Source organism: Flavobacterium frigidum, assembly GCF_048286735.1.
Classification (GTDB): domain Bacteria; phylum Bacteroidota; class Bacteroidia; order Flavobacteriales; family Flavobacteriaceae; genus Flavobacterium.
Window position 1 is genome coordinate 113642 of record NZ_JBLVPU010000006.1, and the last position, 26738, is coordinate 140379.

Below are 26738 nucleotides of genomic sequence, written 5' to 3' on the forward strand. Positions count from 1 at the left end.
TGATTTTTTTTAAAAAATGTTTTGGATAAACTAAAAATGATTCTATATTTGCACCCGCAACAGCGAGGTACCTTAGCTCAGATGGTAGAGCAATGGACTGAAAATCCATGTGTCCCTGGTTCGATCCCTGGAGGTACCACAAAACCCACTAAGAAATTAGTGGGTTTTTTGTTTTATGTAGTGTACCTGAAAAATTGCAATTCTTATTTATAAAAATTAGCTTCTAAACTAAAATTACTTTGCACTTAAATTATTCAATTAACTAGCAAGAAAGATATATTGTCGCAATTATTAAAAGAGTTTTTGCCAAAGATTAGAAGGATTAAAAAGATTTTTAAAATTACATAACGAATTAATTTGTGCTAATATTTGAAATCTGTCGCAAAAAAATTTAGTGCTTTATTAAATTACGTCATTAAATTTTAGCCATCACTTAAAACACAACTTTTATGTTTACCATCGATTTATAAAACTTTGCTATACCTAAGGAACATCATTTTATACAGTCCGTGGCTATGAAGTCCTCTTCAAATGGTTAAAAAATCAAAAAAAAGCAAAATTATCTATGCAAAAATGGGCAATTATCTGCTTATAAATTGCAAATAATTACCCATTGTAGCACATTCTCAGTATTAGAAACAAAAATGTAGAAGTTTACTATTTTCTAATTAAAGCACTACTGTCAACACGTGATGGCGTATCCTTTCCGTTGATGATTGAAGCCGAACTAATTGCAATAGCTTTTATAATTTCAGTCATGTTTACCATATCTAAAGTTTCAATTTCATCACTTACTTTATGATAATTAGGTTCGTTATCCATTTTTGAGGTAGAAATCGTGTGTGCTGGAACGCCAAGCTTTGCGAGAGTAGCATTATCGGAACGATAAAATAATTGTTGTTCTGGATAAGGATCTGGATAAAATTTAAACGCTGATCCTTCTAAATTCTTCTGAAGTATTTCACCCATATTTGATTTTTCAAAACCAGTTATGTAAGCGGAATTTTTACCCCACTTTGATTCTGTTCCTATCATTTCTAGGTTAAACATAGCCACAACCTGCTCTGGATTTAATTGTTTTGAAAAATATTGAGAGCCATAACCTCCTATTTCTTCAGCCACGAATGTGGTAAATAGGATTGTGCGCTCATTACTATTTAGTTTTTTAAAATATTTGGCCAACATGATCACGGCTGTTGTTCCCGCAGCATCATCATTGGCACCATTGTAAATAGAATCAGTTGCATCATGTTGCTCTCCTTCGGCTGGTGACCCAACACCTAAATGATCATAATGCCCAGAAAACACTACATATTCATTTGGCTTACTTTTTCCTGCTAAGACACCTACTACATTGTTTAATGCTTTTTTTGTTACTACGTTAGTAGCTTCAATAGAGAATTGTGTTGCTTCCATTGTTCCAAAAACAAAAACCACCGCATTTAAGGCAGGATTAGCACTCATTTGCGGAATGTGCTTTATATTTTGAATTCGGGATTTGAAAGAGGCATCTACTAGAACCAAAAGATTCTTACCGCTTTGATAGTATTCGTAAAATTTTGGACCAAATTTATCTCCAGCATTAATTTTCACAACTTGAACGTCACTTTTTTCAGTCATAAGAACTTGTGGCTCATATGAAAAGGATACTACATTTGCTTTATCCATTGTTTTACCATCAATAATCACTTTGAGAGCGCCATTTTTAGACTCGGTCATGAAAAACTCCTGCTTAAAATCTTTCGCCCCATTAAATGTTTGCAATCCTATTTTCTTAAATTCAGATTCAATAAAAGAAGAAGCCTTATCAATACCCGGAGTAAATGCTCTACGACCTTGCATATCATCTGCTGCGAGTGCTTTCTCAATTTTGGTAACGTCTTTTGTATTGATTATTTTATTGATATTCTGGGCCTGCAACATACAAGCAGAACAAAGTACAAAGGCACTTAAAACAATTTTTTTCATAAATTATAGCTTTTTATAATAATAGATTCTACAGTAAGAATGCAATATTGAAAATGTGTTACAGTAAAACTACTAAAAAGGTTTGGTCCAATTCACAAGTTGGAGCAGAATGATTGCCGTTTTCAAGAAAAAATCCTCCTGCTGTACGCTGTATCTCTTCGCTACGCTACGAGGATGCCGCTTCCATCAGGGCTAAAAATCACGAACTATTTTCATAATACCGTTTTCACAATCTGAACCTTACGCAAAACGAATCCATTGCAATACATTATTTCCTCAAACAATTAATCCAATTTAACTATTAAAATACCAGAATCCATCGCGCGTGCGATGTCATTAAGTTAAGTGTTTATTTGTCATTCCGACGAAGGAGGAATCTCTGTTTGTTGCTCACGTTTGTTGAGATTCCTCCTTCGTCGGAATGACACAATCATGGGGGTTATTCCTTAACTTAATGACATTGAATGAGCGCATCCCGCTCGTGCCTATAAACAATATTAGTTACATGCTTTTTATAAAAATATCTTTTAAATTAAAAATCGTATCAAAACCATAAGAGCGAATTTTTAAACAAATCAATTTCAAGATATACAAGCAGTTGAAAGTAAAATATTTTGTTTAAAAGGATAAAAATTATTAAACACGTGTATTTTTTATAATAAAAATGCATCTTTCATTAAATTAAAACAGATTACTTAGACAATTCATTTTTATATAATTGCTAAATTGCTATATTTATGCAAAATTTATATATATGGAACTTTTAACGTGTCCGAAATGCCAAAATAACCACATTATAAAAAGTGGCATAATCAACAGTAAACAAAGGTACTTATGTAAAAAATGTAACTATTTTTTTACGGTAAATAAAATAGGCAAAAAGATCGATGATTACTATGTAACCAAGGCATTGCAACTATACCTTGAAGGGTTGAGTTTTCGTGAAATTGAGCGAATTATAGGTGTCTCCCACGTCACCGTAAGCAACTGGGTTAAGACCTTCAACATAAAAAAACCATCGCATGCCAACTACCATCCTACTTACAAGATATTAAGCCACTTAGAACTTATCGAATACCTTAAAAATAAAGAACAATTATCTGGAGCAGGCATGATCATAACCGAACTAGGAGATAAATTTATGCTTATAAAATGGGAGCGATTTAAAGATTAACTATAGCAGTTTACACATAAATATATCTAAATTTTTTTTAACAATAAAATAATAGAATTTGGCACTTTATTAACCAACCATTTACTAACCAAATTTTATTTATGAAAAAAATATTTTTTATGGTGGCAGTACTCTTACTGTCACTCAAAGGATTTTCACAAGGCTCCACTGACTATGGCGCTGGATTGAAATTTAACCTGAACGAAGACGGTTCCAAATTCATGCGAGTAATTGCGTGGAACCAAATCTGGTTTCGTTCTGCACAGATGAATCCCGGAACCATGATTGGAGGAGAGCCAGCATCAACTGCAACCGATATTGGTAATCGACGTTTGCGTTTTCTAGCGTATGCTCAAGTATCTAAAAGATACATGATCTTAACCCATTTTGGAATCAACAACCAAACTTTTATTAACGGTGGTGCAGCAGGAACCTCCGGTACTGGTGGCTACGGTGCCGGAAAAAAACCTGGTTTATTTTTTCATGACGCATGGAATGAATATGCAGTTGTATTGCCCGAAAAAGACAAGAAATTTAGTTTCACCCTTGGTGCTGGATTGCACTACTACATGGGATTGTCTAGACTTACGATGGCTTCAACACTAAACTTCTTAACCATAGACGCCCCTATTTTTAACTGGCCTTTAATAGAGAACTCCGATCAGTTTGCCAGACAAGTGGGTTTATTTGCTAAAGGGAAATACGGTAAGTTAGAGTACAGAATGAGTTATAATAAACCGTATGCTACAAATTTAGTTCCTACTAATGTAACTGTGGCCGATGATGCAGTAGCGGTTGACAATAGTGGCAACACTAAATGGTCTAAAGCGGGTTATTTTGAGTATCAATTCTTAGAGCAAGAAGCCAATGTATTGCCTTTTAAAGTAGGTAGCTATTTAGGAACTAAAAAAGTATTCAACATTGGCGCTGGTTTTTACACTGCTCCAGATGCAACTAAATCTTCTGTAAACAGCACTATCAACAAACATGACATCAAACTTTTCTCTGCCGATGTTTTTCTTGATATGCCTATTGGAAAAAAAGAAAACAAAATGGCCGTTACAGCTTACAGTGTATTATATGATTATGATTTTGGTCCTAATTATTTGCGAAATGTTGGTATTATGAATATTGGCTCAGTAGATCCAAATTTCACAGGGAGTAGAGCTATAGCAGGAGCTGGAAATGCACAGCCAACAATGGGATCCGGAAATATTTGGTACACACAAGCAGGCGTTTTATTACCATGTAAAGACGCAAAACCTAAAATTCGTGTCCAGCCTTTTGGTGCTGTTACCTATAAAAACTTTGATGCTTTGGAACAATCAAGCACACAGTTTGACATAGGATCTAACTTTTTCCTAGATGGACACCATGCCAAAATAACGGCACAATATTCTACTAGACCCGTATACACCTCTCTAACAAACCGCTCAGGATCATTAGGAGACTTCATAGTACAACTTCAAATTTATCTTTAATCAATTTTTTAAAATAACAATACATGAAAGAAAAATCAACAAAAGGAATTTGGAAAGTTATTTCCGCATCCTCAATGGGTACCATGATCGAATGGTATGACTTTTACATCTTTGGAAGTTTAGCCGTTGTAATTTCAACTAAATTTTTCCCTTCGGATAATCCAACAGCAGCCTTCTTATCAACCTTGGCAACATTTGCTGCAGGGTTTGTAGTTAGACCATTTGGAGCCCTTTTCTTCGGAAGATTAGGCGATTTAATTGGAAGAAAATATACGTTTATGGTTACGCTTTTATTAATGGGTGGAGCAACTTTCCTTATAGGCTGTATCCCGAGTTATGAAACTATTGGATTCATGGCTCCTTTATTAGTATTAATTCTTCGTTTATTACAAGGTCTTGCACTGGGTGGTGAATATGGCGGAGCCGCAACCTATGTGGCTGAGCATGCTCCTGTAGGACAACGAGGATATTGGACTTCTTGGATTCAGACTACTGCAACGGTAGGTTTGTTCATCTCTTTAATGGTAATTCTTGCTACAAGAAATATCTTAACACCAGAACAATTTGATGAATGGGGCTGGAGAGTTCCGTTTTGGTTATCCATAGTTATGGTTGGAGTTTCGTATTTGATTCGTAAAAACATGGATGAATCACCTGTTTTCGCCAAAGCTAAAAGCGAAGGGAAAACAAGTACAAATCCTTTGAAAGAAAGTTTTGGAAATCGTTACAATATGAAATTTGTATTATTGGCTTTATTTGGAGCTACAATGGGGCAAGGTGTTGTTTGGTATACGGGTCAGTTTTACGCAATGAATTTCATGAAAACAGTAATGTCCATTGACTCCTCTCAAGTGGATACTTTATTAGGAGTTGCCTTAATTCTTGGAACCCCGTTTTTCGTGTTTTTTGGTTGGCTGAGTGATAAAGTAGGTAGAAAATACATTATGATGGGCGGAATGTTATTGGCCATTTTATTATACCGACCAATCTACAAACAAATGTACGAAACCACATCGGTGAAAAACAAAACCGAAATGGTCGAAAAAACTACGGTACTTGCTGAGTTGAAAGAAAATAAAAAGCAAACCATGGATTCTATCTATACTACTAACAAAGGGTATGCAGATGGAACAACATTAGTAGAAGTAAAAACGGTATCTTTAGAAAACGGTACAGCTAAAGTTGTAGATGGTAAACCTAAAACAGAAACTAAAACCACTATTAAAATTAACTCCAGTGACAATTGGGCTTTGATATTTTTAGTATTTGTACAAGTAATTTTTGTAACTATAGTTTATGGTCCTATTGCAGCGTTCTTAGTTGAAATGTTCCCGGTAAAAATTAGATACACATCAATGTCATTGCCATATCACGTAGGAAATGGGATTTTTGGAGGGTTACTTCCTGCTATTTCAACCTATTTTGTGACAAATGCAAAAGACTTAGGCCATCCGGAGTTTTACCTAGAAGGACTTTGGTATCCAATTGTTATCGCTGCAGTCAGTTTTGTAGTTGGAATGGTTTACATTAAAAATAAAGATAAAAACGCTCACGAATAAAAACACAGCTATGAAATGAGCATTACTGTAATTGGGTCGCAAACACCAATGATGATATGCGAATTACATATGACCGATAAAAAACAATAAAAATCAACATATGAATCAGATAAAAAGACTTTTAGGATTAGTTTGGATTGCATTAGCAGTTGCTACGGCCTATTATTGCATTGACATTTTTGGAGGAAAATTAACCTCCGGCAAACAGGAAGATTTAGTTTTCGGAATAATCATATTTTTCATACTGCTACCGCTTGTGGTTTTAGGACTCGGCACTTTTGGTTACTACTCCTTAATGGGAGATTACGATGAAAAAGACAGTTAACCAAACCATTACCAAAATAGACAGTCTCTGCATGAATTTGCAGAGGTTGTTTGTTTTTTTTTAATTTAAGCCTTCGATTCTAAAACAGAATTATAACAAAAAGACCAAAGCACATTCCGCTGCAAAACAAACTGCATCACCGTATGAAAAAGAGACATGAACAAAAGTTGGTTATCCTTTCAATGCTAATGTTATTGGCTTTGAATGCGCCTCTTTTGCTGTTATTTGACAGTTCACAACCACTTTTTGGATTTCCAATCATCTATATTTATATCTTCTCAGCTTGGCTGTTTTCAATCGCCATATCGTACCTAATCGTAAAAAGATATTATGAATAGCATTGGACTCTTATTAATATTAGTACTTTATTTGTCGATTCTTTTTTATATTGCCTATTGGTCCGAAAAAAGAAGCCATTCTAAATGGACAAATAATCCCTACATTTATTCCTTTTCATTAGCAGTATATTGTACAGCCTGGACCTATTACGGAAGTATTGGTGTTGCTGCAGAATCTGGTTTGGGTTATTTACCCATTTATTTAGGCCCCATATTAATTATCCCAACGTGGATGATTATTCTGAAAAAAATTATCCGAATTTCGAGAGTAAATAAAATTTCCAGCATTGCAGATTTTATTTCTTTACGATACGGAAACAGCAGATTTCTGGGAGCATTAGTTACCATAGTTTGTATTTCTGGTATTTTACCTTACATTTCCCTACAACTTAAATCGATATCAGATACCTTTCATATTGTTACAAAAACACAAGCAAGTTCAAATATTTTTACTGATACTACAACCTACGTATGTCTTGCTCTAGCCCTTTTTGCCTCCTATTACGGAACAAGATATGTAGACGCTTCCGAAAAAAGACGCGGAATAGTAACTGCCGTAGCCATGGAATCTATCCTGAAATTAGTTTTCTTTTTGATCGTTGGTATTTATGTTACCTATTTTGTTTTTGACGGTTTTGATGATATTTATCAAAAAGCGGCTATCCTTAAAGATTTCGATAAAAAAAATACGATTGGCGGCATTACAAACGGAATCAACTGGTTTTTCCTTTGTATTCTATCCATGTTTGCTATTTTCCTTTTGCCAAGACAATTCCACACGGCGATTGTCGAGAACAATAAAGAAAGTCACATCCGAACAGCCATTTGGCTTTTTCCGTTGTACCTGCTACTTTTCAACCTTTTTGTATTCCCAATTGCTTGGGGCGGTAATATTCTTTTTGAAGGCAAAGACCATAATGCAGACACCTATTCACTGCTGATTCCTCAGTTATTTGACAATAATGTATTGACAGTGATGGTTTTTCTAGGTGGATTTTCTGCAGCGATTTCAATGATTATCGTTTCGTCTATAGCTCTAGCCACAATGTTAAGTAACAACTTATTGATTCCGTATGGCTTTATTGGCTCCTTAGAAAATTCGTCGCAAGAAAAAAATAGCAAACGCATCGTAAACAGTCGTAAAATTGGAATTTTTTCTCTAATTATTTTGGCCTATGCCATATACAGATTATTTATTTTAGACTATTCACTGGTTTCAATAGGCTTAGTAGCATTTGTGGTAATTGCCCAATTAGCGCCCTCCTTTTTTGGCGCTATCTTTTGGCGAAGAGGCTCTAAAAATGGCGCTATCACCGGAATCATTCTCGGATTTGCTGTTTGTTTTTATACCTTATTAATTCCGTATGCAACCGGAATGACAAATTCAGTCAGTCGTTTTGTTACCGAAGGACCATGGGGAATTTCCCTCTTAAAGCCTTTTCAACTTTTTGGGTTGGATTATTTAGAGCCTATTCCGCATGCTGTTTTTTGGAGCTTATTGATTAACATCATGAGTTATGCAGCAGTATCGGTGAGTTTTAAAGGTAATTACAGAGAACGCAATTATGCCGAAATGTTTGTGGATATTGACAAATACATCACCAATCACGAAAACGCTTTTGTATGGAAAGGAACCGCTTACATCTCGGACATTCAAAAAGTGTTGCAACGCTTTCTTGGCGAAGACCGAACAAAACGAGCTTTGACTATTTTCAATTTAAAATACAACATCGATAAAAACATTACGACTGCCGATGCTCGATTTATAAAGTTTGCCGAGAATTTATTAACAGGTCACATTGGTACGGCTTCCGCCAAAATATTAATATCAAGCGTAGTTAAGGAAGACAAAATCAGTTTGCCCGAAGTATTGCGAATTTTAGAGGAATCCAAAGAAAACATTATTATCAACAAAAAGCTGACAGATACTTCGAATGAATTAAAAAAAATATCGGAACAACTCAAAAATGCCAATCAGGAACTGGTCAACAAAGACATTCAAAAAGATGAATTTCTGGATACGGTTACCCACGAATTGAGAACGCCAATAACGGCGATTCGTGCCGCAAGTGAAATTCTTCATGATGATGACGACATTCCGGAGGAATTGAGAAAGCAGTTTTTGCAAAACATCATATCGGAGTCTGATCGTTTGAATCGTTTGATTGATAAAATTCTGGATTTAGAAAAATTTGAAACCGGAAAACAAAAGATTTATTTGTCTAAAAACAACATTACAAAAACCATTAAAAACACCTTAGAATCCTTAAATCAATTAATTAAAAATAAAAAAATTCGCATTGAATTTGATGATTCAAACAAGACAATAAGAGCTTTTTATGACGAAGAACGAATTGTTCAGGTGATTCATAATTTGTTGTCGAATGCCATAAAGTTTTGTTCAGAAACAAATGGAAAAATAGCTATTTCGATACTTGAAAATGAAACCAATATAGAAGTCAAAATTCACAATAACGGTAAAATCATTAAAGCAGAAGATACTGAAGCGATTTTTGATAAATTCTATCAATCCAGAAACCAGAATATCAAAAAACCAGTAGGAAGCGGTTTAGGATTAGCCATTTGTAAACAAATTATAGAACACCATAAAGGAAACATTTGGAGTGAAAATAATATAACTGACGGAGCCACTTTCATCTTTACATTACCCAATTATAATACAACAGAAAATAGCTAAAAATGAAGAAAATTTTAATTGTAGATGACGAGCCAAATATTGTAATGGCTCTAGAATATACTTTCAAAAAGAACAATTTTGAAGTTTTTATAGCACGCGACGGCCAAGAGGCTTTAGATATTTTAGAAGTACAACTTCCGGATGTGATTATTCTGGATGTTATGATGCCTATGGTTGATGGTTTTGCCACATTGGAACAAATAAAAAAAGACGAACGATTGCGGCATTGCAAAGTCATTTTCCTTTCGGCAAAAAACAAAGAAAAACACATTGAAAAAGGACTTGCATTAGGTGCAAATTTATATGTGGTAAAGCCTTTTTCCGTCAAAAAATTAGTAGAACAAGTACAGGATTTAATTCAATAAGGAACAAATTCAACACCATGAAATACGAAGAAATTTATACCCGAAGCATCGACCAACCAGAAGCATTTTGGGCGGTACAGGCCGATGAAATTGAATGGTATAGTAAACCGGAAACGATTTTGTCTAAAGATGAAAATGGATATCCACTTTGGTACAAAGATGGTGAATTGAATATTTGTTATCTCGCATTAGACAAGCACATTCAAGACGGATATGGCGATCAAATTGCCATTATATATGATTCCCCAGTAACACAAACTATAAAAAAATACACCTATTCAGAAGTAAAAACGGAAGTCGCAAAATTAGCCGGAGGCATGCAGTCGCTAGGATTGAAAAAGGGAGATACTGCCATAATTTACATGCCAATGATTCCTCAAACTGCATTTGCCATGTTGGCTTGCGCGAGAATTGGCGTGATTCATTCCGTTGTTTTTGGAGGTTTTGCACCACATGAATTGGCCATCAGAATCGATGATTGCAAACCCCGAGCAATCATAACCGCTTCTTCCGGGATTGAAATAGATCGATTAATTGCGTACAAACCATTGGTTGATGAAGCCATTGAACTTGCTTCACACCGACCAAAAAAAGTAATTGTTTTTAATAGAAAATTAGGCGCTAGAATTCCGTTTAAGAAGTATGATGTGGATTACGATGCATTAGTTTACGGCTCCGAAGAAACCCCTTGTGTTCCTGTGAATTCGAATCATCCGCTGTATATTTTATACACATCCGGCACTACGGGAAAACCGAAAGGAATTGTAAGAGACACTGGTGGATATGCCGTAGCATTGAAATTTTCTATGAAATACATCTATAATGTCAAAGAAGATGAGACTTTCTGGGCAGCATCAGATATGGGTTGGGCAGTGGGTCACAGCTACATTCTTTACGGACCGTTATTAAACAGAAATACAACCATAATTTTTGAAGGTAAACCGATAAAAACTCCAGATGCGAGTACGTTTTGGAGAATAATTTCAGAGCACAAAGTGGGCACCATGTTTACGGCTCCTACCGCCATCAGAGCCATCAAAAAAGAAGATCCCGACGGAGAATTCATAGAACAAAATGATTTAAGTTGTTTAAAAAATCAATTCTTGGCGGGCGAACGTTGTGATAATGCCACTTTAGAATGGTATCAACAACATATTCCTATTCCTGTAATTGATCATTGGTGGCAAACAGAATCAGGCTGGCCAATGATTGCTAATTCTCTTGGTATTGAAAAAATGAAGGTGAAATCCGGCTCTGCCACAAAAGCAGTTTGTGGATATGATATTAGGATTTTTAACGAACATGGTGACGAATTAAGTGCCAATGAAGAAGGTTTAGTTGTCGTAAAGCTGCCGTTGCCTCCGGGAAATATGCTGGGAATTTGGGACAATGAAGCGCGTTTCAAAGCCGGTTATTTCAGCAAATTTGATGGTTATTACTTGTCTGGCGATGGTGGTTACAAAGATGAAGACGGATATATTTTCATCACCGGAAGAACGGATGATGTCATAAATGTAGCGGGACATCGATTGTCAACGGCTGAAATGGAAGAAGTCGTTGCTTCCCACCGTTCCGTTGCTGAATGTGCCGTTATTGGAATTCAAGATGAGTTGAAAGGACAAATTCCTTTGGCTTTGGTGGTAACCAAATCAGGAGATGAAATCGAACAGTATCAATTGGAACAAGAAATCATTAAACTGGTTCGATACCAAATTGGGGCAGTTGCTTCCTTGAGAAATGTAGTTATTGTACAACGATTACCAAAAACGCGCTCAGGGAAAATCCTCCGAAAACTGATGCGCAGCATTACCGATGGTGCCGAATTTCAGATTCCTTCCACCATTGATGACGAATCCATTGTGGAAGAAATAGTTACCACATTAAAAAAGTATAAAATAGGCGTTTATCATATTTAATATTTACCAAAATCATGAGTTACTATAAAATTAATAATTTAGAAGAATACTTTAAACATCACAAAAAATCAGTTCGTGAACCCAAAAAATTCTGGGACAAAGTGGCGTCTGAAAATTTTACTTGGTACCAAGAATGGGATAAAGTTGTAGACTTTAATATGGCTGAGGCCGATATAAAATGGTTTACCAATGCGAAAGTAAATATTGTAAAAAACTGTATCGACAGGCATCTTGCCAAAAAAGGAGATAAAACTGCTATCATTTTTGAACCAAATGACCCAACAGAGCAGGCGTTGCACATCACTTACAATGAACTGCACGAGCGTGTTTGCAAAATGGCAAACGTACTAAAAGAACAAGGCATACAAAAGGGAGATCGCGTTTGTATTTACCTACCCATGATTCCTGAACTAGCCATCACCACTTTGGCCTGTGCCAGAATTGGAGCGATTCACTCGGTTGTTTTTGCAGGATTTTCTGCTTCGGCAGTAGCAGCAAGAATCAACGACAGCGCATGTAAAATGGTCATCACTTCTGATGGTGGCTATCGTGGGAACAAAACGATTGATTTAAAAAGTATTGTTGATGAAGCCTTATTGAATTGTCCCTGTGTGGAGAACGTCTTGGTTGCCAAAAGAATCAACTCCTCTATCAATATGAAAGATGGTCGTGACCAATGGTTGCAACCTCTTCTAGACCAAGCTTCGGATAATAATGTAGCCGAAATCATGGATGCCGAAGATCCTTTATTCATCCTTTACACTTCCGGTTCTACAGGAAAACCAAAAGGAATGGTACACACTACGGCAGGTTATATGGTGTATTCCGCCTATACGTTTAAGAACGTTTTTAATTATGAAGACAATGATATTTTTTGGTGTACCGCTGATATTGGCTGGATTACCGGACATTCCTATATTCTTTACGGGCCTTTATTGAACGGAGCTACAACCGTAATTTTCGAAGGCGTTCCGTCTTATCCAGATTTCAGTCGCTTTTGGCAAACCATCGAAAAGCATAAAGTCACTCAGTTTTACACGGCACCAACAGCCATTAGAGCTTTGGCAAAAGAAAGCATCGAATACGTGCAGCGCTACCAATTAGACTCTTTGAAAGTAATAGGATCCGTGGGAGAACCTATTAATGAGGAAGCTTGGCACTGGTACAACAACCACGTAGGAGACAAGAAATGTCCAGTTGTAGATACGTGGTGGCAAACAGAAACGGGAGGAATTATGATTTCGCCAATTGCCTTTGTAACCCCAACAAAACCTACGTATGCTTCTTTACCATTACCGGGAATACAACCCGTTTTGATGGACGAAAAACGCAACGAAATTGAAGGCAATCAGGTGACCGGAAGTTTGTGTATTAAATTTCCGTGGCCCGGAATTGCCAGAACCATTTGGGGCGATCACCAGCGTTATAAAGACACGTATTTTTCTACCTTTCCAGGTAAATATTTCACTGGAGATGGCGCTTTGCGTGATGAAGTTGGATATTATAGAATTACGGGTCGTGTAGACGATGTAGTTATTGTTTCAGGACACAATCTAGGAACTGCTCCTATCGAAGATGCCATCAATGAGCATCCTGCAGTTGCCGAAAGTGCTATTGTTGGTTTCCCACATGACATCAAAGGAAATGCTTTGTATGGTTTTGTAATTTTAAAAGAAACGGGAGAATATCGCGATAGAGAAAACCTTAGTAAAGAGATTAACCAGCACATATCCGATCATATTGGACCAATTGCCAAATTGGATAAAATTCAGTTTGTTTCCGGTTTACCAAAAACCCGTTCTGGAAAAATCATGCGTAGAATTTTACGTAAAATAGCCGAAGGCGATTACTCTAATTTTGGAGATACTACAACCTTATTGAATCCTGAAATTGTGGACGAAATCAAAGAAGGTAAAATTTAATTCTAGGTTTTAATTTGTTGTTGAAAAACTGCTTCATTTCTGGAGCAGTTTTTTTTTACCGAAAACGGCTGTCTTTTTAGAGACAGCCGTTTTTCACTAATTCAAAACATTCTTAATTTTTCAATAATTTTAATACCGTCATTTCATTATTTTCATCAAACGCTTTTACAATGTAAAGACCTTGATTCAAATCACTAACTGAAAATTCAGATCCTGCCGATTGATTAGTATCAAAACTTTTTACCAATTGTCCCGTGATAGAAAAAATCTGAACTTTAGAAGCCGTTTCGTTTAAAGTAAAATAATCAGATGCAGGATTAGGGTATAAAGCAATTGTAGCTGCTTTTTCGTAATCAGCAATTGCCAATGAAGCGACTTTATTACCATAAATTCTAAATTCTCCTGCTGGTATTGACATTGTTGCATTGACATCGCTAACTACAAAAGAGGTATTATCCATTAAGTTATACCAAGTTCCCGGATAAGGAAAGCCAGTAGGTACATTTTGAGTTGTTACATTAAAATTGGCCAACACTAAAACATCCTTTAATTGAGTCGATGCCAACGCATTATTCGCAATCTTAATATTCGGTAATAAAGTACTCGTATTGCTAATACTGGCTGTTCCTAAAAACACAGGTTCTGTAGTTTTCATGGTAATCATTTTAGACCAGTCGGTATAAATTTTATTCCTATTACTATCACCAAGCCAATTAGAAGTCCATTGTGGTTGAGGCTTAGTATCTAATTTACAATCACCTGCTGTACCATCTGATGGGGTATTCACTGATCCATTATTACAAGAAAAAATTGACTTTTCCCATCCCAATTCGCCAAATTGCCAAATCATTTTAGGCCCAGGAACCAATAAAGAAACAGCACCTAGAGCAGACATTCTCGATAATGCCACAGACAATGTTTTCACATCATGAGTAGAAGCGGAACTATTACCCGATTGCAGATTATTATACATTAAACGTTCCTCATCATGACTTTCTGCATATCCCATCAAGCGGTGTGCAGTAAAACCTCTATTGGATGCAACCATTCTTGAAATATTACCACCGTAGCCCTTTGTTAAATTGTTATAATCGTTGGTCAATATTCCCCACATCATAACTCCCTTGCTAGGCGTTTCATTCAATTTATAATTGGCCCATTGCTGTTCTTCATCATCATTCCCTAAATGTTCAAAAATAGCATAATGTGTAGGGTCTAAATTCCAAGAATAATCAGCATAAGCTTTTAAAACATCAACTCTATCTTGTTTGTAACTATTCGTACAACCTTGATCATTTGCGGTACACAATTGAGTAAAACCCTTAGTTAAATCCCAACGTAAACCATCAATTTTATATTCTTGAATCCATTGTTTAATGACACGCTGCACATAATTTTGCGTTCTTGCCTGTTGATGATTAAAATCCTCTCCTACATTATAACTGTGTTTGGCTACTGTATTGAAATACGGATTTTCAATAGATGGTGATCCCCAACCATCGCCATCAGGATCGTTCATCCACATTCTGACCATTGGATTTCTGCCAAAAGCATGATTCAGCGCCACATCAAGAATAACTGCAATTCCGTTTTGATGACACAAATCAATAAACTCTTTTAACTTATCAGAAGTACCATAGAATTTATCCAAAGCCATGTGAAAAGAAGTATTGTATCCCCAACTCTCATTGCCCTCAAATTCCATTACCGGCATTAACTCAATCGCATTTATTTTCAAATTTTTGAAATAATCAATTTTATTAATTAAGTCTTGGTAGCTTCTGTTAGCATCAAAATCACGCACTAACAATTCGTATACCACTAAATTTTCTTTAGCTGGTTTCACAAAATTTGTTGTTGCCGCACTCCAAGCATAAGGAGATTTTCCTGTTTGTAAAACGGTAACTTCTCTCTCTTGTCCTACTGGATATGCCGGCAAATTAGGATAACTTGCAGCCGGAATACCTCCATCATCAAAAGGAGATAATACTAAAGTAGAATAAGGATCTGCAGTTTTTACTAAAGAAGGAGTTCCTGCAATTGGGGTTTGATCTACCACCCAATACTGATACGTATACGTAGCAGGAGTGCTTAAACCAGTAAGTTCTAGCCAAAATTTTGTCGAGGCAGGATCTTTTTTCATAGCGTATGCCGCTGTAGGTTGCCAATTATTGAAACTTCCGGCCACATAAACAAAATCTTTAAATGGCGCATCTACAACTAAAATAGCTTTTGTAGCATCGGTGGTATTATAATTAATCCCATCTACTAAACCAGCTGGCAATGCTTCGCTAACCACATTTGGGTTTACAATGGCGCTGAATTTTTTTGTGATAACTGTAGTTCCTTGTGTAACCTGCAATTCATAATTTTGATTTACAGCAATACTCGTATGATTATATGAGTAGTTCGAAGTAGCAGCATTTGTGTTTAAAGTTGTACCGTTAGCCCTGAGCACATAACTGGCATTTCCGCCAGTATTAGTTGCAGCAATACTCAAACTTCCGCCAGATGTAATTATTGTAGCACTATTTTCTGCAGGAGCAGTTAAGGTTACTTGAAAACTTCCAACTTCAGTTAATATGTCTTGCGATTTTTTATCACCCGTACCGTCTTTGGCTTTGACCAAAAACCCTATTCTACCAATTGCGGTTCTGCTATAGAAAGTAGTTGGTGTAATGGTTTTAGTATAAGTATCCGAACCTGCGTTGTACGTAAAGCGGTTCGCTTCATTGGATGCAGTCCATGCACCATTAGTAGGACAATCAACAATATTAGCATCATTGATGTCATAAGACCAAGCCCACATATATAAAGCATTTCCAGTTACTCCCCAAGCTGATTCATTTACACTACTCCCATTGATGGTAATAGTTATTGAAGTCGTTTCTTCAAAAGTAGGAGGATTAATGCTACTGGTAACTGTTTGTTGTTGAGCAAATGTTGAAATTGAACAAAACAACAACGTTAAAAATATAATTTTTTTCATAAATAATTAGAATTTAAAAAGACCTAATAGGCAAAACTTTACCTATAATTGAGATGATGTACTATTTATAAAATCAAAAGAGAATATCGATTTTACAAAATACAAGTACACTTTTTAAAAAAAAAAGAAGCTGTTACAATAAATGGAACAGCTTCTTTCAGGTTAATCAACAAAATTATAGTTTTGTAACTTTATACGTTTTGGCATTGAAGTCTGCAGTTATTTTGTAAGATCCTGCAACTGTAATTGGAATATTAGCACCATCTGCATCCAAAGTTAAATTATTACCATTATCTCCAAAATTAGTACTCCATCCGTCATCTAGTCTAAATTTAAACTCGCCAACTTTCATATTCATAGTAATAGAGTATGTTTTGGTGCTTAAACTGTAGTCTAAATTAGTATCAGAATCCCATCCTGTTATGGTAGCACTTCCTATGATTCCCCAATTAGGCCAAGCTGGATATGGCGTTACTTTAATAGTGTAAAAATTAGAATTTTGAGCAATACTTCCCGAAGTACCAACTGTAGACTTAATACGCACATCAATTGCACTTTCAACAAAAGGAGTAAAACCCGCAGCTAATACCGCAGCATTTAATTCTCCTACTTTAAAATTTTTAAAACGCTCCATAGAAGTTGCAACAACCGTTGGGGCAGCAAATTTAGTTCCTGCTGCAGCAAACTCAATACTATAACTCACGGTGGTAGCAGTACCTGAATAGGCTGCATAATTCCAAACCATGGTTGTTACCATATCATTTGGTTTGTCTTTATCTAAAACGAATGTTAGGCCTGATTTTGGACTTAATAACTGAGGAGCCACACTAGCGGTTAACTCTTCTCTATTTGAAATTTCATCAGTACATGAAACTGATGCTATACTTAAAATAGCAATTAATAATTTAGATATATTTTTCATACTGTTTGTATTTATAATTGTTTAATAGTATAATTCAATCCATTAAAATCAGCCGTGATATAATAATTCCCGGCAGTCTTTACAGCAATATTATCACCTCCTGAATCTAGGGATAAATTGTTTCCATTATCGCCATAATTAGTTCCCCAATCACGATTTAATCTGAATTTAAACTGACCTGCATTCATTTTTACAGTGATAGAATATTTTTGAGTCGTAGGATTATAATCCATAAGGGTGTCTGCACCCCATCCTGTTGGAGTTGCGTCTCCAATAATTCCCCACGCATTAGTAAGGCGAGTTATTGTGTACGTCTTAGTAGTAAAGTTAGCCGTGATGGTGTAATCTCCTGCAGTTACGGCAATGTTACTTCCCCCAGCTTCAAGTGATAGGTTATTTCCATCATCACCAAAGTTAGTAGCCCAACTGTTATCTAATCTAAACTTTAATTCTCCAGTAGTTAAACCAAGAGAAATTGAATAGGTACCAGCTGCAGCATTGTACGTCATATCCGTACTTGCATCCCACCCTTTTGGCGTTGCACTCCCGATAATTCCCCAATTTGGTTGGTAAGGAGTAACCTTTAGTGTAAAAACGTTTGAAACTCCAGCTGATGATTTAACACGAACATCAATAGCGCTCTCCACAACGAAAGGCAAACCCAATGTTTTCGCTACAGCATCAAGAGTCCCAACTGTTACATCCTTAAACAAACTGGTTGTTGGTGTTCCTATTACCACAGGTACAGCAAAATTTGTACCTGCCTTAGCTGCTTCAATAGTGTAGCTTACAGTTGTACCCGCAGTACTATTTGAAGTGTCATTCCATACAAATGTTGTAGCTAAGTCATTTAACTTAGTCCCTTCTAGAACTAAATTAAAACTAGAAGTAGGAGCCAATAGGGTAATTCCAGTTGCTTTCTCACCTGCAATTTTAGTTTCAACATCTTCCGTACATGATAAGGTAAGGAAGCTGATGAAAGCAATTACTAATTTAATTGTGTTTTTCATCTTTATAAATTTTATATTAGTCTAATATCCAATGTTTTGTGTCAGATTTGGATTTGCTGCTATTGAGGCCGAAGGAAGTGGAAAAACATTTAAATTGGTTCCAAAGGAAGTTCCGTTAGCAATATTTCCTTTCCAAGCCCAATTATAGCTTCCGCCACCGTATTTATTAAAACGAATTAAATCTTGTCTTCTGTGTCCTTCCCAGTGTAATTCTCGGGCTCTTTCATCAATTATGAAGTCTAAATTCACTTGACTCTGATTCACATTTGCAACCGTTGAACCATTGTTAGCTCTCTGTCTTAACGCATTAATATAGGTCAACGATTGCGCTGAAGCAGTATTAGCAGTGTTCGCATTTGTAGCACCATCTTTTCTCATTTGTGCCTCAGCATACATTAAATACGCATCTGCCAATCTAAACAATGGAAAATCAGTATCTACAAATGTTGAGCTTAAACCAGCAACACCTGCACTTGTTTTATTTGAAAATTTATGTAAAATATAACCTTGCGCCGCATTTGTAGGGTCAGCAATATCAATTGATCTTGAACCAGCAGTGTATGTTTTTCTTACATCTGTTGCAAATTGAGATCCATCAAACTTTTCTACTAATTGTTTTCTAATTCTCAAAGCACCTCCAAAACCACCAACACCAAACTCTGCACCATTGCCTTCAAGTGATCCTACTTGACCGTTGATAATGATCGTAGAAGCACCATAGTTTTGTGTTCTGACACCATCGGACTGCAAAGTAAAAATCATTTCAGAAGAAGTATGGTTATCTGCCTTGAAGTTGTCTAAATAATTAGTTTTTAAAACATACCCCCCAGCAATTACATCAGCACACTTAGCCATACATTCTGTGTACTTTGGCGTCCCAATATAAACTTGAGCATTTAGATACATTTTAGCTAAGATCATTTGAGCCATCGCTTTATCTAATCTACCGTACTCGTTTGTTCTTGCCGCTTTCAAGTTCGGAATAACTTCATTTAATTCTTTCTCAATAAACGTAAACAATTGCTGTCTATCGTATTGAGGTCCTTTGAAATCTAAAGGGTCATTTTCAGTTACAAAAGGTGCTTTCCCAAACAAGTCCATCATATTGTAATAAGCAAAAGCTCTCAAGACACGTACTTCATTTCTGTAAAAATTGATTTCAGCAACATCAGCAGGAGCAGTAATACCTCTAGAATTTAGTAAGGCAGGCGTAGATTGTCTTAAAAAATCATTGGCAATCGCAACCTCAGCCATAGTTCTACTAAACATTCCTAGTAAAATAGGATTAGCAGCAGTCCAAGTATTACGTTGCAATTCAGCTACACCTCCATCATTTTCATACGTCCAGATTACCTCATCAGTAGTCAAATCTTGTAAGTACCACATACACCTTCCAAATTGGCTTGTTCCAGCATCTATTCCTTGTAAAAACGAAGAACCTGCATCACCTGTTCCTGTTAAACTAAGATTTCCATATACTCCAGCAAGTGCTTGTTTGTATCCTTTTGGCGTAGCAAATAATTCTTCAGGAGAAAGAACACGTGGGTCCTCAGAAACTACATCTAAATCACTAGTACACGATTGCAATGCCGCGAATGCGAATAGAACGTAAATAAATTTTATTTTTTTCATGATCTGTTTATTAAAATTTAACATTAACCCCACCTAATATTGAACGTTGTCTAGGGTATATGGTATTATCAACTCCGTTATTAGCAACCTCAGGATCCAATCCAGAATAATCTGTAATTACAAATACATTTTGCATTCCAGCAAATAATCTCAAAGAAGCTTTCCCTTCCAACCATTTTGGGAATGTATATCCTAATGTGATGTTATCCATTCTTAAAAATGATGCGTTTTCTACATACAAATCAGATAAAACTACGTTTGATGTTGTCGTAAAATCAGTATCTAAAACAGATGTTGGAATGTTTCCTAATTGAGAATCGGGTACTAATTGTCTGTACTGTGCTCTTGCAGCATTAACTGCATTAAAAACACGGTTCCCAACGCTAGCTCTTAAATTAAAAGAGAAATCAATATTCTTGTAATTTAAGGTAGATGCAAAACCAAAAACTGCTTTTGGATCTGGATTTTTATAAATATACTTATCATTTGCATTGATTATACCATCAGCATTTGAATCTTCGTAGGCACCTTCAACCGGTTTACCGCCAGCATCATATAGTTGCTTATGTACTAAGAATGAGTAAGGCGCAAAACCTACTTGAAACACTTGACCTTGTGTTCCTGTCCCCGCCAAATTATCTCCTAAGAAAATAGAAGAAGGATTTAAACTAGTGATCTTTCTTTCAAAAGCAGTCGCATTGAAATTTAAATTCCAAGTTACATCATCTGTTCTTACTACGTCTGTACTTATAGAAAGCTCTACACCCTTTGTTGTCAAATTTCCTATATTTTGCCATGATCTATTCGAAAAGTTACCTCCGTCTGCTGTGGCTACATCTGCTAACAAATCTTTAGAATCCTTGTAAAAAACTTCTAAACTACCCGTTACTCTATTGTTGTACAATCCAAAATCTAAACCTGCATTATATGTAGTTGTTTCCTCCCACTTTATATCTGAACTTTGTCTTGCCGAAACCGCAATAGGCAAAGCAACTGTGCCAAAATAATACTGAGAGCTACCACTTCCTAGATTGTATTGTTGCAAAAAATCATTATTATTACCTATTTCCTGTTGTCCAGTAATACCATACCCTACTCTAAGTTTCAAGTCAGATACTGTAGTGCTGTTTGGCAGTAAATCTTCTTTAATTTTCCAAGCAAATGCAGCAGCTGGAAAATTTGCCCATTTATTGTTTTTATCAAAACGAGAAGAACCGTCTCTTCTAAATGATACAGTTAATAGATATTTATCATCAAAATTCAAGTTAGATCTCCCAAAGAAACCAACATTTACTCTGTCAAAATCAATCGTAGTTCTAGGGAAACCACCTTCAGACGCTGGTTGTAAATTTGCATCATTTGTATTTCCTGTAACATAATTATATGAATCCCATTTTTGATATGAATATCCTGCTGTAGCATCAAAAACAAGTTTGTTAAATGTTTTGTTGTACACTAAATAAGCATCCAGCAACTTATTTTTTCTTTCGCTTTTTGAAAATTCATTTGTTCCAAAAGGAACATTGTTATTTGCACCTGAGCTAGCAGCAAATCTAGAAGCTGTTTTTGATCTTTCTCCATTGGCTTGATCAAAACCAGCATTCACAACCGCTCTCAACGCAGGAAAAAAATGAAGTTTATAATCTAATTCAAAGTTACCAAAAAACCTATCATTAATTCCTTTATCAAAAGTTTGCAATAATTGAGCTACGGGATTACGTGGTGATTGAGCAGACAATTCGCCGTTGGTACGGTTATAGTATTCAAAGAATCCTCCATAAACAGATCCAGCACTATAAATAGGTTGTGTAGGATCGAATCTAATAGCTGCACCTTCTACTCCATCTGCAAATCTATTTTTCTCGTTCGAGTAATTAGCATTTAGCTTAATTTTTAAATGATCTTTAAGAAAAGATGGATTTAATGCTAAACCAACTGTACTTCTATTGAACGTATTTGTTAATCGCAATCCTTCTTGATACGTATTTCCTATTGTTAAACGAGTTGGAATCGCATTAAATAAATTTCCTCTCAAAGAAATATTGTTGTCAACAAAATCTGTTTTTCTATAAATTGCTTTTTGCCAATCAGTGTTAGCAGTTCCTAATTTTGATACATCTGCAGGGCGTTTTTCTGCAATAATTGCTCGGAAAGCCGCAGCATCAAATACATCTGTGGTTTTAACGAGTTCTCCACTTCCGTATTGAAAGTTATAATCTACTGCAAGTGTTTTTCCTCCCTTTTTTGTAGTGATGATAATAACACCATTAGACGCACGCGAACCGTAAATTGCGGTAGCAGAAGCATCTTTTAATACAGTCATCGACTCAATCGTACTTGGGTTTAACGATGCTAAAATAGAAGTTGAACCAAAGTTTTTATCTGAGTTATTTTCAATAGGCAAACCATCTATTACAATTAATGGATCATTACTCGCAAATAAAGAGGAACCTCCACGAATTCTAATTTGAGAACCAGAACCTGGAGCACCACTAGTATTAATGGTCACACCGGCAACTCTACCATTTAATAAGTTTTCAACTGTAACGTTCGCTCCTTTATTAAAATCTTTAGTACCTAAAACGGTAACTGCTCCTGTGGCATCCTTTTTCTTAACGGTACCATATCCTACTTGAACAACAACCTCTTTTAACTGATTTGCATCTTCTTCTAATAAAACATTTAGTGATTTTTGACCAGTATAGCCTACAACACTATTTTTATATCCTATGTAAGAAAATAATATTTTATCCCCATTTCTGACGTTTGTCAACTGATATGTACCATCAAAACCGGTTGAGACACCATTAGAAGATCCTTGTACATTTACATTTACTCCCGGAAGTGGCTGTCCTGATACTTTATCGACAACAGACCCAGTAACTGCGCTTTGAGCCAAAACACTAAAAGGGAGTAATAGTACTAAAATCAACAACTTTTTGTAAATTGTTTTCATACTTTTTATTTAATTTAATTTAATTTTTGGTTTAGTTTTAAGTTTAACTAGTACTTCGAATGTTAAACTTATGTAAATTTTAGTATACCCCAACAACACCAATATTTATTTGAGTCACGAAAACGTAATAGTGTTGAAAACTTTCTCATTTATGTAAAATTTTACCAGTTTAATTACCATTTCTAAAATTAAATTTTATCTTTATTACGAAATAAATTTATTCCCCAAAAACAACATGAAAAGGAAAATAACGCTTAAACAAATTGCAAAAGAATTAGACGTTTCCATTTCTACCGTTTCAAAATCATTGCGAAACAGCCTTGAAATAGGTGAAGAAACTAGACTCAAAGTGCAGGCTTTTGCCAAATTTTATAATTATAAACCCAACAACATTGCACTGAGTTTAAAAAATCGAAAAACTAAAGCTATTGGAATCATTATTCCTGAAATTGTGCACCACTTTTTCTCTACGGTCATCAATGGAATTGAACAAGTTGCCAATGAACACGGATATAGTGTGATCATTTGCCTTTCAGATGATTCTTTTGACAAAGAGGTTCTTAATATGGAAATGCTGGCAAATGGAAGTATTGATGGTTTTATCATGTCCCTTTCTAAGGAAACCCAATTTAGAGGGGATTTTCACCATATTACCGAAGTGATCAATCAAGGTATGCCCGTAGTCATGTTTGACCGTGTGACCAATGATATTCTTTGTGATAAAGTCATTATCGATGACAAACACGCTGCTTATGAAGCCGTACAAAGTTTAATTAATAAAGGACGAAAAAAAATTGCCTTAGTTACCACAGTTGATTACGTATCTGTAGGGAAACTGAGAACCGATGGCTATATCAAAGCACTTATAGACAACGGAATTCCATTTAATGAGAATCTAATCATCAAAATTGAAGACATTGACACCTGCGAAATCACCATTGGAAAATTATTAGAAGACAAGGCCATTGATGCTGTTTTTGCAGTTAACGAACTTTTTGCGGTTACCATCATCAAAACTGCTAATAAAATTGGACTCAATGTCCCTAAAGATCTTGCTGTTATCGCCTTTACAGACGGTATAATTTCAAAATACTCTACACCTACTATAACGACTGTAAGTCAGAGCGGTATAAAAATGGGAAATAAAGCTGCCAAAATGCTAATTGAAAGACTCGAAACTGAGGAAGATGAAGAGGACGAAAACTACAAAACAGAGATAATCGAAACCCATTTGATAGAAAGAGAATCAACCAATTAGCATTTAAATGTTAATTTATTCGCAACTACAACCTTGTAGTTGATAAAGATCAATAAAATTTATTTCTCAAAAACAAAAGTTTAAAATATATTTTTATATTTACCACTCAAAGCTTTAACTTTTACTTCGAAAATAAGGTAAGTTTTGATAAGCATTGCGCTTATCGTATTAATTTTTTTAAATTACGATAATGGAAAAGCGTAGATTAAGTTTCTGGGAAATTTGGAACATGAGTTTCGGTTTCTTGGGAATACAGATGGGTTTTGCCCTTCAAAATGCTAATGCCAGCAGAATTCTTCAAATTTTTGGCGCAGATGTACATGAACTATCTTGGTTTTGGATAATTGCCCCTCTAATGGGACTAATCGTTCAGCCTATTATAGGACATTACAGCGACAAAACGTGGGGGAAATTTGGAAGAAGAAAACCTTTCTTTTTAGTAGGTGCTTTGTTAGCCTCAATTGGACTAATATTAATGCCTCAAGCCGAAATTTTTATCGCTTTTCTACCTGCCTTATGGGTTGGTGCCGGAATGCTGATGATTATGGATGCGTCTTTTAATATCGCCATGGAACCTTTCAGAGCTTTAGTGGGAGATAATTTAAGAACAGACCAAAGAACATTAGGGTTTAGCGTACAAACGGCATTAATTGGCTTTGGTGCTGTTATTGGTTCATGGTTACCGTATGTTTTAACAAATTTGTTTGGTGTTTCCAACCGAAATGAGGATGGCGGCGTTCCTATGCACTTGATTTTATCATTTGTAATTGGAGCCATTATTCTTGTTGGCTCGATTTTGGTTTCCATATTTACGACCAAAGAATATTCTCCCGATGAATTACTACAATTTGAGGATGAAATGGCACATCGGGAAACTAAAATTGCAGATGCTAATGCTAAAGAATCCAGTTTATTAGACATTTTTGAAGATTTCAGAAAAATGCCTACCACCATGCGACAATTAAGCTGGGTACAATTTTTCTCTTGGTTTGGTCTTTTTGGAATGTGGGTTTTCACCACTCCAGCTATAGCACATCATATTTATGGCTTACCTATTTCAGACAGCAAAAGTGAAGCTTATCAAAACGCAGGAGACTGGGTTGGAGTCCTTTTTGGAATTTACAATTTAGTTTCTGCTTTCTATGCTTTTGCACTACCGTATATTGCAAAAAAAATAGGACGAAAATTAACGCATTCTATCTCCTTAATTATTGGTGGACTCGGATTAATTTCCATCTATTTTGTACCCAATGAAGACTGGCTTATCTTATCGATGATTGGTATTGGAATCGCTTGGGCAAGTATTTTATCGATGCCATATGCCATATTAGCCGGATCAATCTCTCCAATGAAAATGGGAGTTTACATGGGTATTTTCAACTTCTTTATCGTTATTCCCCAAATTATCAATGCCTTGATTGGCGGACCGTTAGTTAAATATGTATACAATGACAATGCCATATTTGCATTAGTTACAAGTGGCATCAGCTTCTTGATTGCTGCAATTTTAGTAGTGAAAGTAAAAGATGTTGATGACGTAATAAAACAACAATAATGAATACGAAAGCATTTATATTCGATCTAGACGGGGTGATTGTAGATACGGCTAAATACCATTATTTAGCGTGGCAAAAAATCGCGAATGAATTGAATATCGAATTTACACTCGAGCACAATGAATTATTAAAAGGAGTTAGCCGTGTTCGCTCTTTAGACATTATATTAGAATTAGGAAAAGTAACCGCTTCGCAAGAAGATAAAGACCGATGGCTCTTTCAAAAAAACGAAGACTATTTATCGTATTTAGTTGATATGGATGAAAGTGAAATTCTGCCAGGAGTTTTTACAATTTTACAATTTCTGAAAGACAACAACCAACCCATTGCACTAGGTTCAGCTAGTAAAAATGCACGACCTATTCTAGAAAAAACAGGTTTGCTTTCGTATTTTGATGCAGTTGTAGATGGAAATGATGTGACCAATGCCAAACCAGATCCGGAAGTTTTCTTGATGGCTGCAAAATTGCTAAATATTACTCCAGAAAATTCGATCGTGTTTGAAGATTCAGTAGCGGGAGTTCAGGCTGCCAATATTGGGAATATGACCAGTATCGGAATTGGCGAAGCGTCTACATTACATGAAGCAAAATATATCTTTAAAGATTTTACAGCAATTGATACGCACTTTATAGAAGAATTAATTAAAGAATAAAAAACAAGATTCAA

Annotated in this window: 18 protein-coding genes and 1 tRNA gene; 13 read left to right on the top strand and 6 right to left on the bottom strand. The window is 35.7% G+C overall.

Features of this window, described 5'->3' with window-relative positions:
* Window positions 1-66 precede the first annotated feature (66 nt).
* Window positions 67-139, top strand: a tRNA-Phe gene (locus ACNQGO_RS05575).
* Between the two features lie 518 nt (window positions 140-657).
* Here ACNQGO_RS05575 and ACNQGO_RS05580 read toward each other — a convergent pair.
* Window positions 658-1968 (bottom strand): M28 family metallopeptidase, encoded by a 1311-nt coding sequence (locus tag ACNQGO_RS05580; protein WP_417984617.1) that lies wholly within the window; start codon window positions 1966-1968, stop codon window positions 658-660.
* Between the two features lie 754 nt (window positions 1969-2722).
* Between ACNQGO_RS05580 and ACNQGO_RS05585 the strand changes: the two genes are divergently transcribed.
* The 9 genes from ACNQGO_RS05585 (at window position 2723) to acs (ending at window position 13746) form a co-directional block, all read left to right on the top strand.
* Window positions 2723-3142, top strand: coding sequence for an IS1/IS1595 family N-terminal zinc-binding domain-containing protein (locus tag ACNQGO_RS05585; protein ID WP_417968896.1), 420 nt, complete (start codon window positions 2723-2725; stop codon window positions 3140-3142).
* Between the two features lie 101 nt (window positions 3143-3243).
* A complete protein-coding gene (locus tag ACNQGO_RS05590; protein WP_417984618.1) occupies window positions 3244-4623 on the top strand; it encodes a porin in 1380 nt (459 codons plus the stop codon).
* A 23-nt stretch (window positions 4624-4646) separates the two neighbouring features.
* A complete protein-coding gene (locus ACNQGO_RS05595) occupies window positions 4647-6182 on the top strand; it encodes an MFS transporter (RefSeq protein WP_417984619.1) in 1536 nt (511 codons plus the stop codon).
* A gap of 100 nt (window positions 6183-6282) precedes the next feature.
* Complete coding sequence (locus ACNQGO_RS05600) at window positions 6283-6507, top strand: DUF6814 family protein (protein WP_417946554.1); 225 nt, start codon at window positions 6283-6285, stop codon at window positions 6505-6507.
* Between the two features lie 143 nt (window positions 6508-6650).
* On the top strand, window positions 6651-6845 hold the full coding sequence (locus ACNQGO_RS05605) for a hypothetical protein (RefSeq protein WP_417984620.1): 195 nt from the start codon (window positions 6651-6653) through the stop codon (window positions 6843-6845).
* Window positions 6838-9543 carry an ATP-binding protein gene (locus tag ACNQGO_RS05610; RefSeq protein ID WP_417984621.1) on the top strand — a complete coding sequence of 902 codons (2706 nt, stop codon included), beginning with the start codon at window positions 6838-6840 and terminating at the stop codon, window positions 9541-9543. The genes ACNQGO_RS05605 and ACNQGO_RS05610 overlap by 8 nt, the downstream gene beginning before the upstream one ends.
* 2 nt (window positions 9544-9545) lie before the next feature.
* On the top strand, window positions 9546-9908 hold the full coding sequence (locus tag ACNQGO_RS05615) for a response regulator transcription factor (protein ID WP_417944961.1): 363 nt from the start codon (window positions 9546-9548) through the stop codon (window positions 9906-9908).
* 17 nt (window positions 9909-9925) lie between these two features.
* Window positions 9926-11824: an acetate--CoA ligase gene (locus ACNQGO_RS05620; RefSeq protein ID WP_417984622.1), complete on the top strand. Its 1899-nt coding sequence runs from the start codon at window positions 9926-9928 to the stop codon at window positions 11822-11824.
* Window positions 11825-11838: 14 nt separating this feature from the next.
* The gene (gene acs / locus ACNQGO_RS05625) at window positions 11839-13746 is read left to right on the top strand and encodes an acetate--CoA ligase (RefSeq protein ID WP_417984623.1); all 1908 of its coding nucleotides are present in this window, start codon (window positions 11839-11841) and stop codon (window positions 13744-13746) included.
* A gap of 112 nt (window positions 13747-13858) precedes the next feature.
* Here acs and ACNQGO_RS05630 read toward each other — a convergent pair whose 3' ends face one another.
* From ACNQGO_RS05630 to ACNQGO_RS05650, 5 genes are all read right to left on the bottom strand, one after another.
* Window positions 13859-16735, bottom strand: a complete 2877-nt coding sequence (locus tag ACNQGO_RS05630) for an alpha-amylase family glycosyl hydrolase (RefSeq protein WP_417968884.1) — start codon at window positions 16733-16735, stop codon at window positions 13859-13861.
* A gap of 175 nt (window positions 16736-16910) precedes the next feature.
* Window positions 16911-17657, bottom strand: coding sequence for a SusE domain-containing protein (locus ACNQGO_RS05635; RefSeq protein WP_417968882.1), 747 nt, complete (start codon window positions 17655-17657; stop codon window positions 16911-16913).
* A gap of 11 nt (window positions 17658-17668) precedes the next feature.
* Window positions 17669-18667: a SusE domain-containing protein gene (locus ACNQGO_RS05640; protein WP_417968880.1), complete on the bottom strand. Its 999-nt coding sequence runs from the start codon at window positions 18665-18667 to the stop codon at window positions 17669-17671.
* Window positions 18668-18688: 21 nt separating this feature from the next.
* The gene (locus tag ACNQGO_RS05645) at window positions 18689-20299 is read right to left on the bottom strand and encodes a RagB/SusD family nutrient uptake outer membrane protein (protein ID WP_417968879.1); all 1611 of its coding nucleotides are present in this window, start codon (window positions 20297-20299) and stop codon (window positions 18689-18691) included.
* 10 nt (window positions 20300-20309) lie between these two features.
* Window positions 20310-23255: a SusC/RagA family TonB-linked outer membrane protein gene (locus ACNQGO_RS05650; protein WP_417984624.1), complete on the bottom strand. Its 2946-nt coding sequence runs from the start codon at window positions 23253-23255 to the stop codon at window positions 20310-20312.
* A 235-nt stretch (window positions 23256-23490) separates the two neighbouring features.
* Here ACNQGO_RS05650 and ACNQGO_RS05655 point away from each other — a divergent pair, with 235 nt between their 5' ends.
* The 3 genes from ACNQGO_RS05655 to pgmB all read left to right on the top strand — a co-directional run bounded on the left by ACNQGO_RS05655 (window position 23491) and on the right by pgmB (window position 26724).
* Window positions 23491-24513, top strand: coding sequence for a LacI family DNA-binding transcriptional regulator (locus ACNQGO_RS05655; RefSeq protein ID WP_417947520.1), 1023 nt, complete (start codon window positions 23491-23493; stop codon window positions 24511-24513).
* Window positions 24514-24703: 190 nt separating this feature from the next.
* The gene (locus ACNQGO_RS05660) at window positions 24704-26068 is read left to right on the top strand and encodes an MFS transporter (RefSeq protein WP_417984625.1); all 1365 of its coding nucleotides are present in this window, start codon (window positions 24704-24706) and stop codon (window positions 26066-26068) included.
* Window positions 26068-26724 carry a beta-phosphoglucomutase gene (pgmB, locus tag ACNQGO_RS05665; protein WP_417984626.1) on the top strand — a complete coding sequence of 219 codons (657 nt, stop codon included), beginning with the start codon at window positions 26068-26070 and terminating at the stop codon, window positions 26722-26724. The genes ACNQGO_RS05660 and pgmB overlap by 1 nt, the downstream gene beginning before the upstream one ends.
* Window positions 26725-26738 lie beyond the last annotated feature (14 nt).

What these genes read in the sequence shown, in the direction of transcription:
- ACNQGO_RS05580 (WP_417984617.1), bottom strand. Translation starts at nt 1,968, where the DNA reads ATGAAAAAAATTGTTTTAAGTGCCTTTGTACTTTGTTCTGCTTGTATG.
- ACNQGO_RS05585 (WP_417968896.1), top strand. Translation starts at nt 2,723, where the DNA reads ATGGAACTTTTAACGTGTCCGAAATGCCAAAATAACCACATTATAAAA.
- ACNQGO_RS05590 (WP_417984618.1), top strand. Translation starts at nt 3,244, where the DNA reads ATGAAAAAAATATTTTTTATGGTGGCAGTACTCTTACTGTCACTCAAA.
- ACNQGO_RS05595 (WP_417984619.1), top strand. Translation starts at nt 4,647, where the DNA reads ATGAAAGAAAAATCAACAAAAGGAATTTGGAAAGTTATTTCCGCATCC.
- ACNQGO_RS05600 (WP_417946554.1), top strand. Translation starts at nt 6,283, where the DNA reads ATGAATCAGATAAAAAGACTTTTAGGATTAGTTTGGATTGCATTAGCA.
- ACNQGO_RS05605 (WP_417984620.1), top strand. Translation starts at nt 6,651, where the DNA reads ATGAAAAAGAGACATGAACAAAAGTTGGTTATCCTTTCAATGCTAATG.
- ACNQGO_RS05610 (WP_417984621.1), top strand. Translation starts at nt 6,838, where the DNA reads ATGAATAGCATTGGACTCTTATTAATATTAGTACTTTATTTGTCGATT.
- ACNQGO_RS05615 (WP_417944961.1), top strand. Translation starts at nt 9,546, where the DNA reads ATGAAGAAAATTTTAATTGTAGATGACGAGCCAAATATTGTAATGGCT.
- ACNQGO_RS05620 (WP_417984622.1), top strand. Translation starts at nt 9,926, where the DNA reads ATGAAATACGAAGAAATTTATACCCGAAGCATCGACCAACCAGAAGCA.
- acs (WP_417984623.1), top strand. Translation starts at nt 11,839, where the DNA reads ATGAGTTACTATAAAATTAATAATTTAGAAGAATACTTTAAACATCAC.
- ACNQGO_RS05630 (WP_417968884.1), bottom strand. Translation starts at nt 16,735, where the DNA reads ATGAAAAAAATTATATTTTTAACGTTGTTGTTTTGTTCAATTTCAACA.
- ACNQGO_RS05635 (WP_417968882.1), bottom strand. Translation starts at nt 17,657, where the DNA reads ATGAAAAATATATCTAAATTATTAATTGCTATTTTAAGTATAGCATCA.
- ACNQGO_RS05640 (WP_417968880.1), bottom strand. Translation starts at nt 18,667, where the DNA reads ATGAAAAACACAATTAAATTAGTAATTGCTTTCATCAGCTTCCTTACC.
- ACNQGO_RS05645 (WP_417968879.1), bottom strand. Translation starts at nt 20,299, where the DNA reads ATGAAAAAAATAAAATTTATTTACGTTCTATTCGCATTCGCGGCATTG.
- ACNQGO_RS05650 (WP_417984624.1), bottom strand. Translation starts at nt 23,255, where the DNA reads ATGAAAACAATTTACAAAAAGTTGTTGATTTTAGTACTATTACTCCCT.
- ACNQGO_RS05655 (WP_417947520.1), top strand. Translation starts at nt 23,491, where the DNA reads ATGAAAAGGAAAATAACGCTTAAACAAATTGCAAAAGAATTAGACGTT.
- ACNQGO_RS05660 (WP_417984625.1), top strand. Translation starts at nt 24,704, where the DNA reads ATGGAAAAGCGTAGATTAAGTTTCTGGGAAATTTGGAACATGAGTTTC.
- pgmB (WP_417984626.1), top strand. Translation starts at nt 26,068, where the DNA reads ATGAATACGAAAGCATTTATATTCGATCTAGACGGGGTGATTGTAGAT.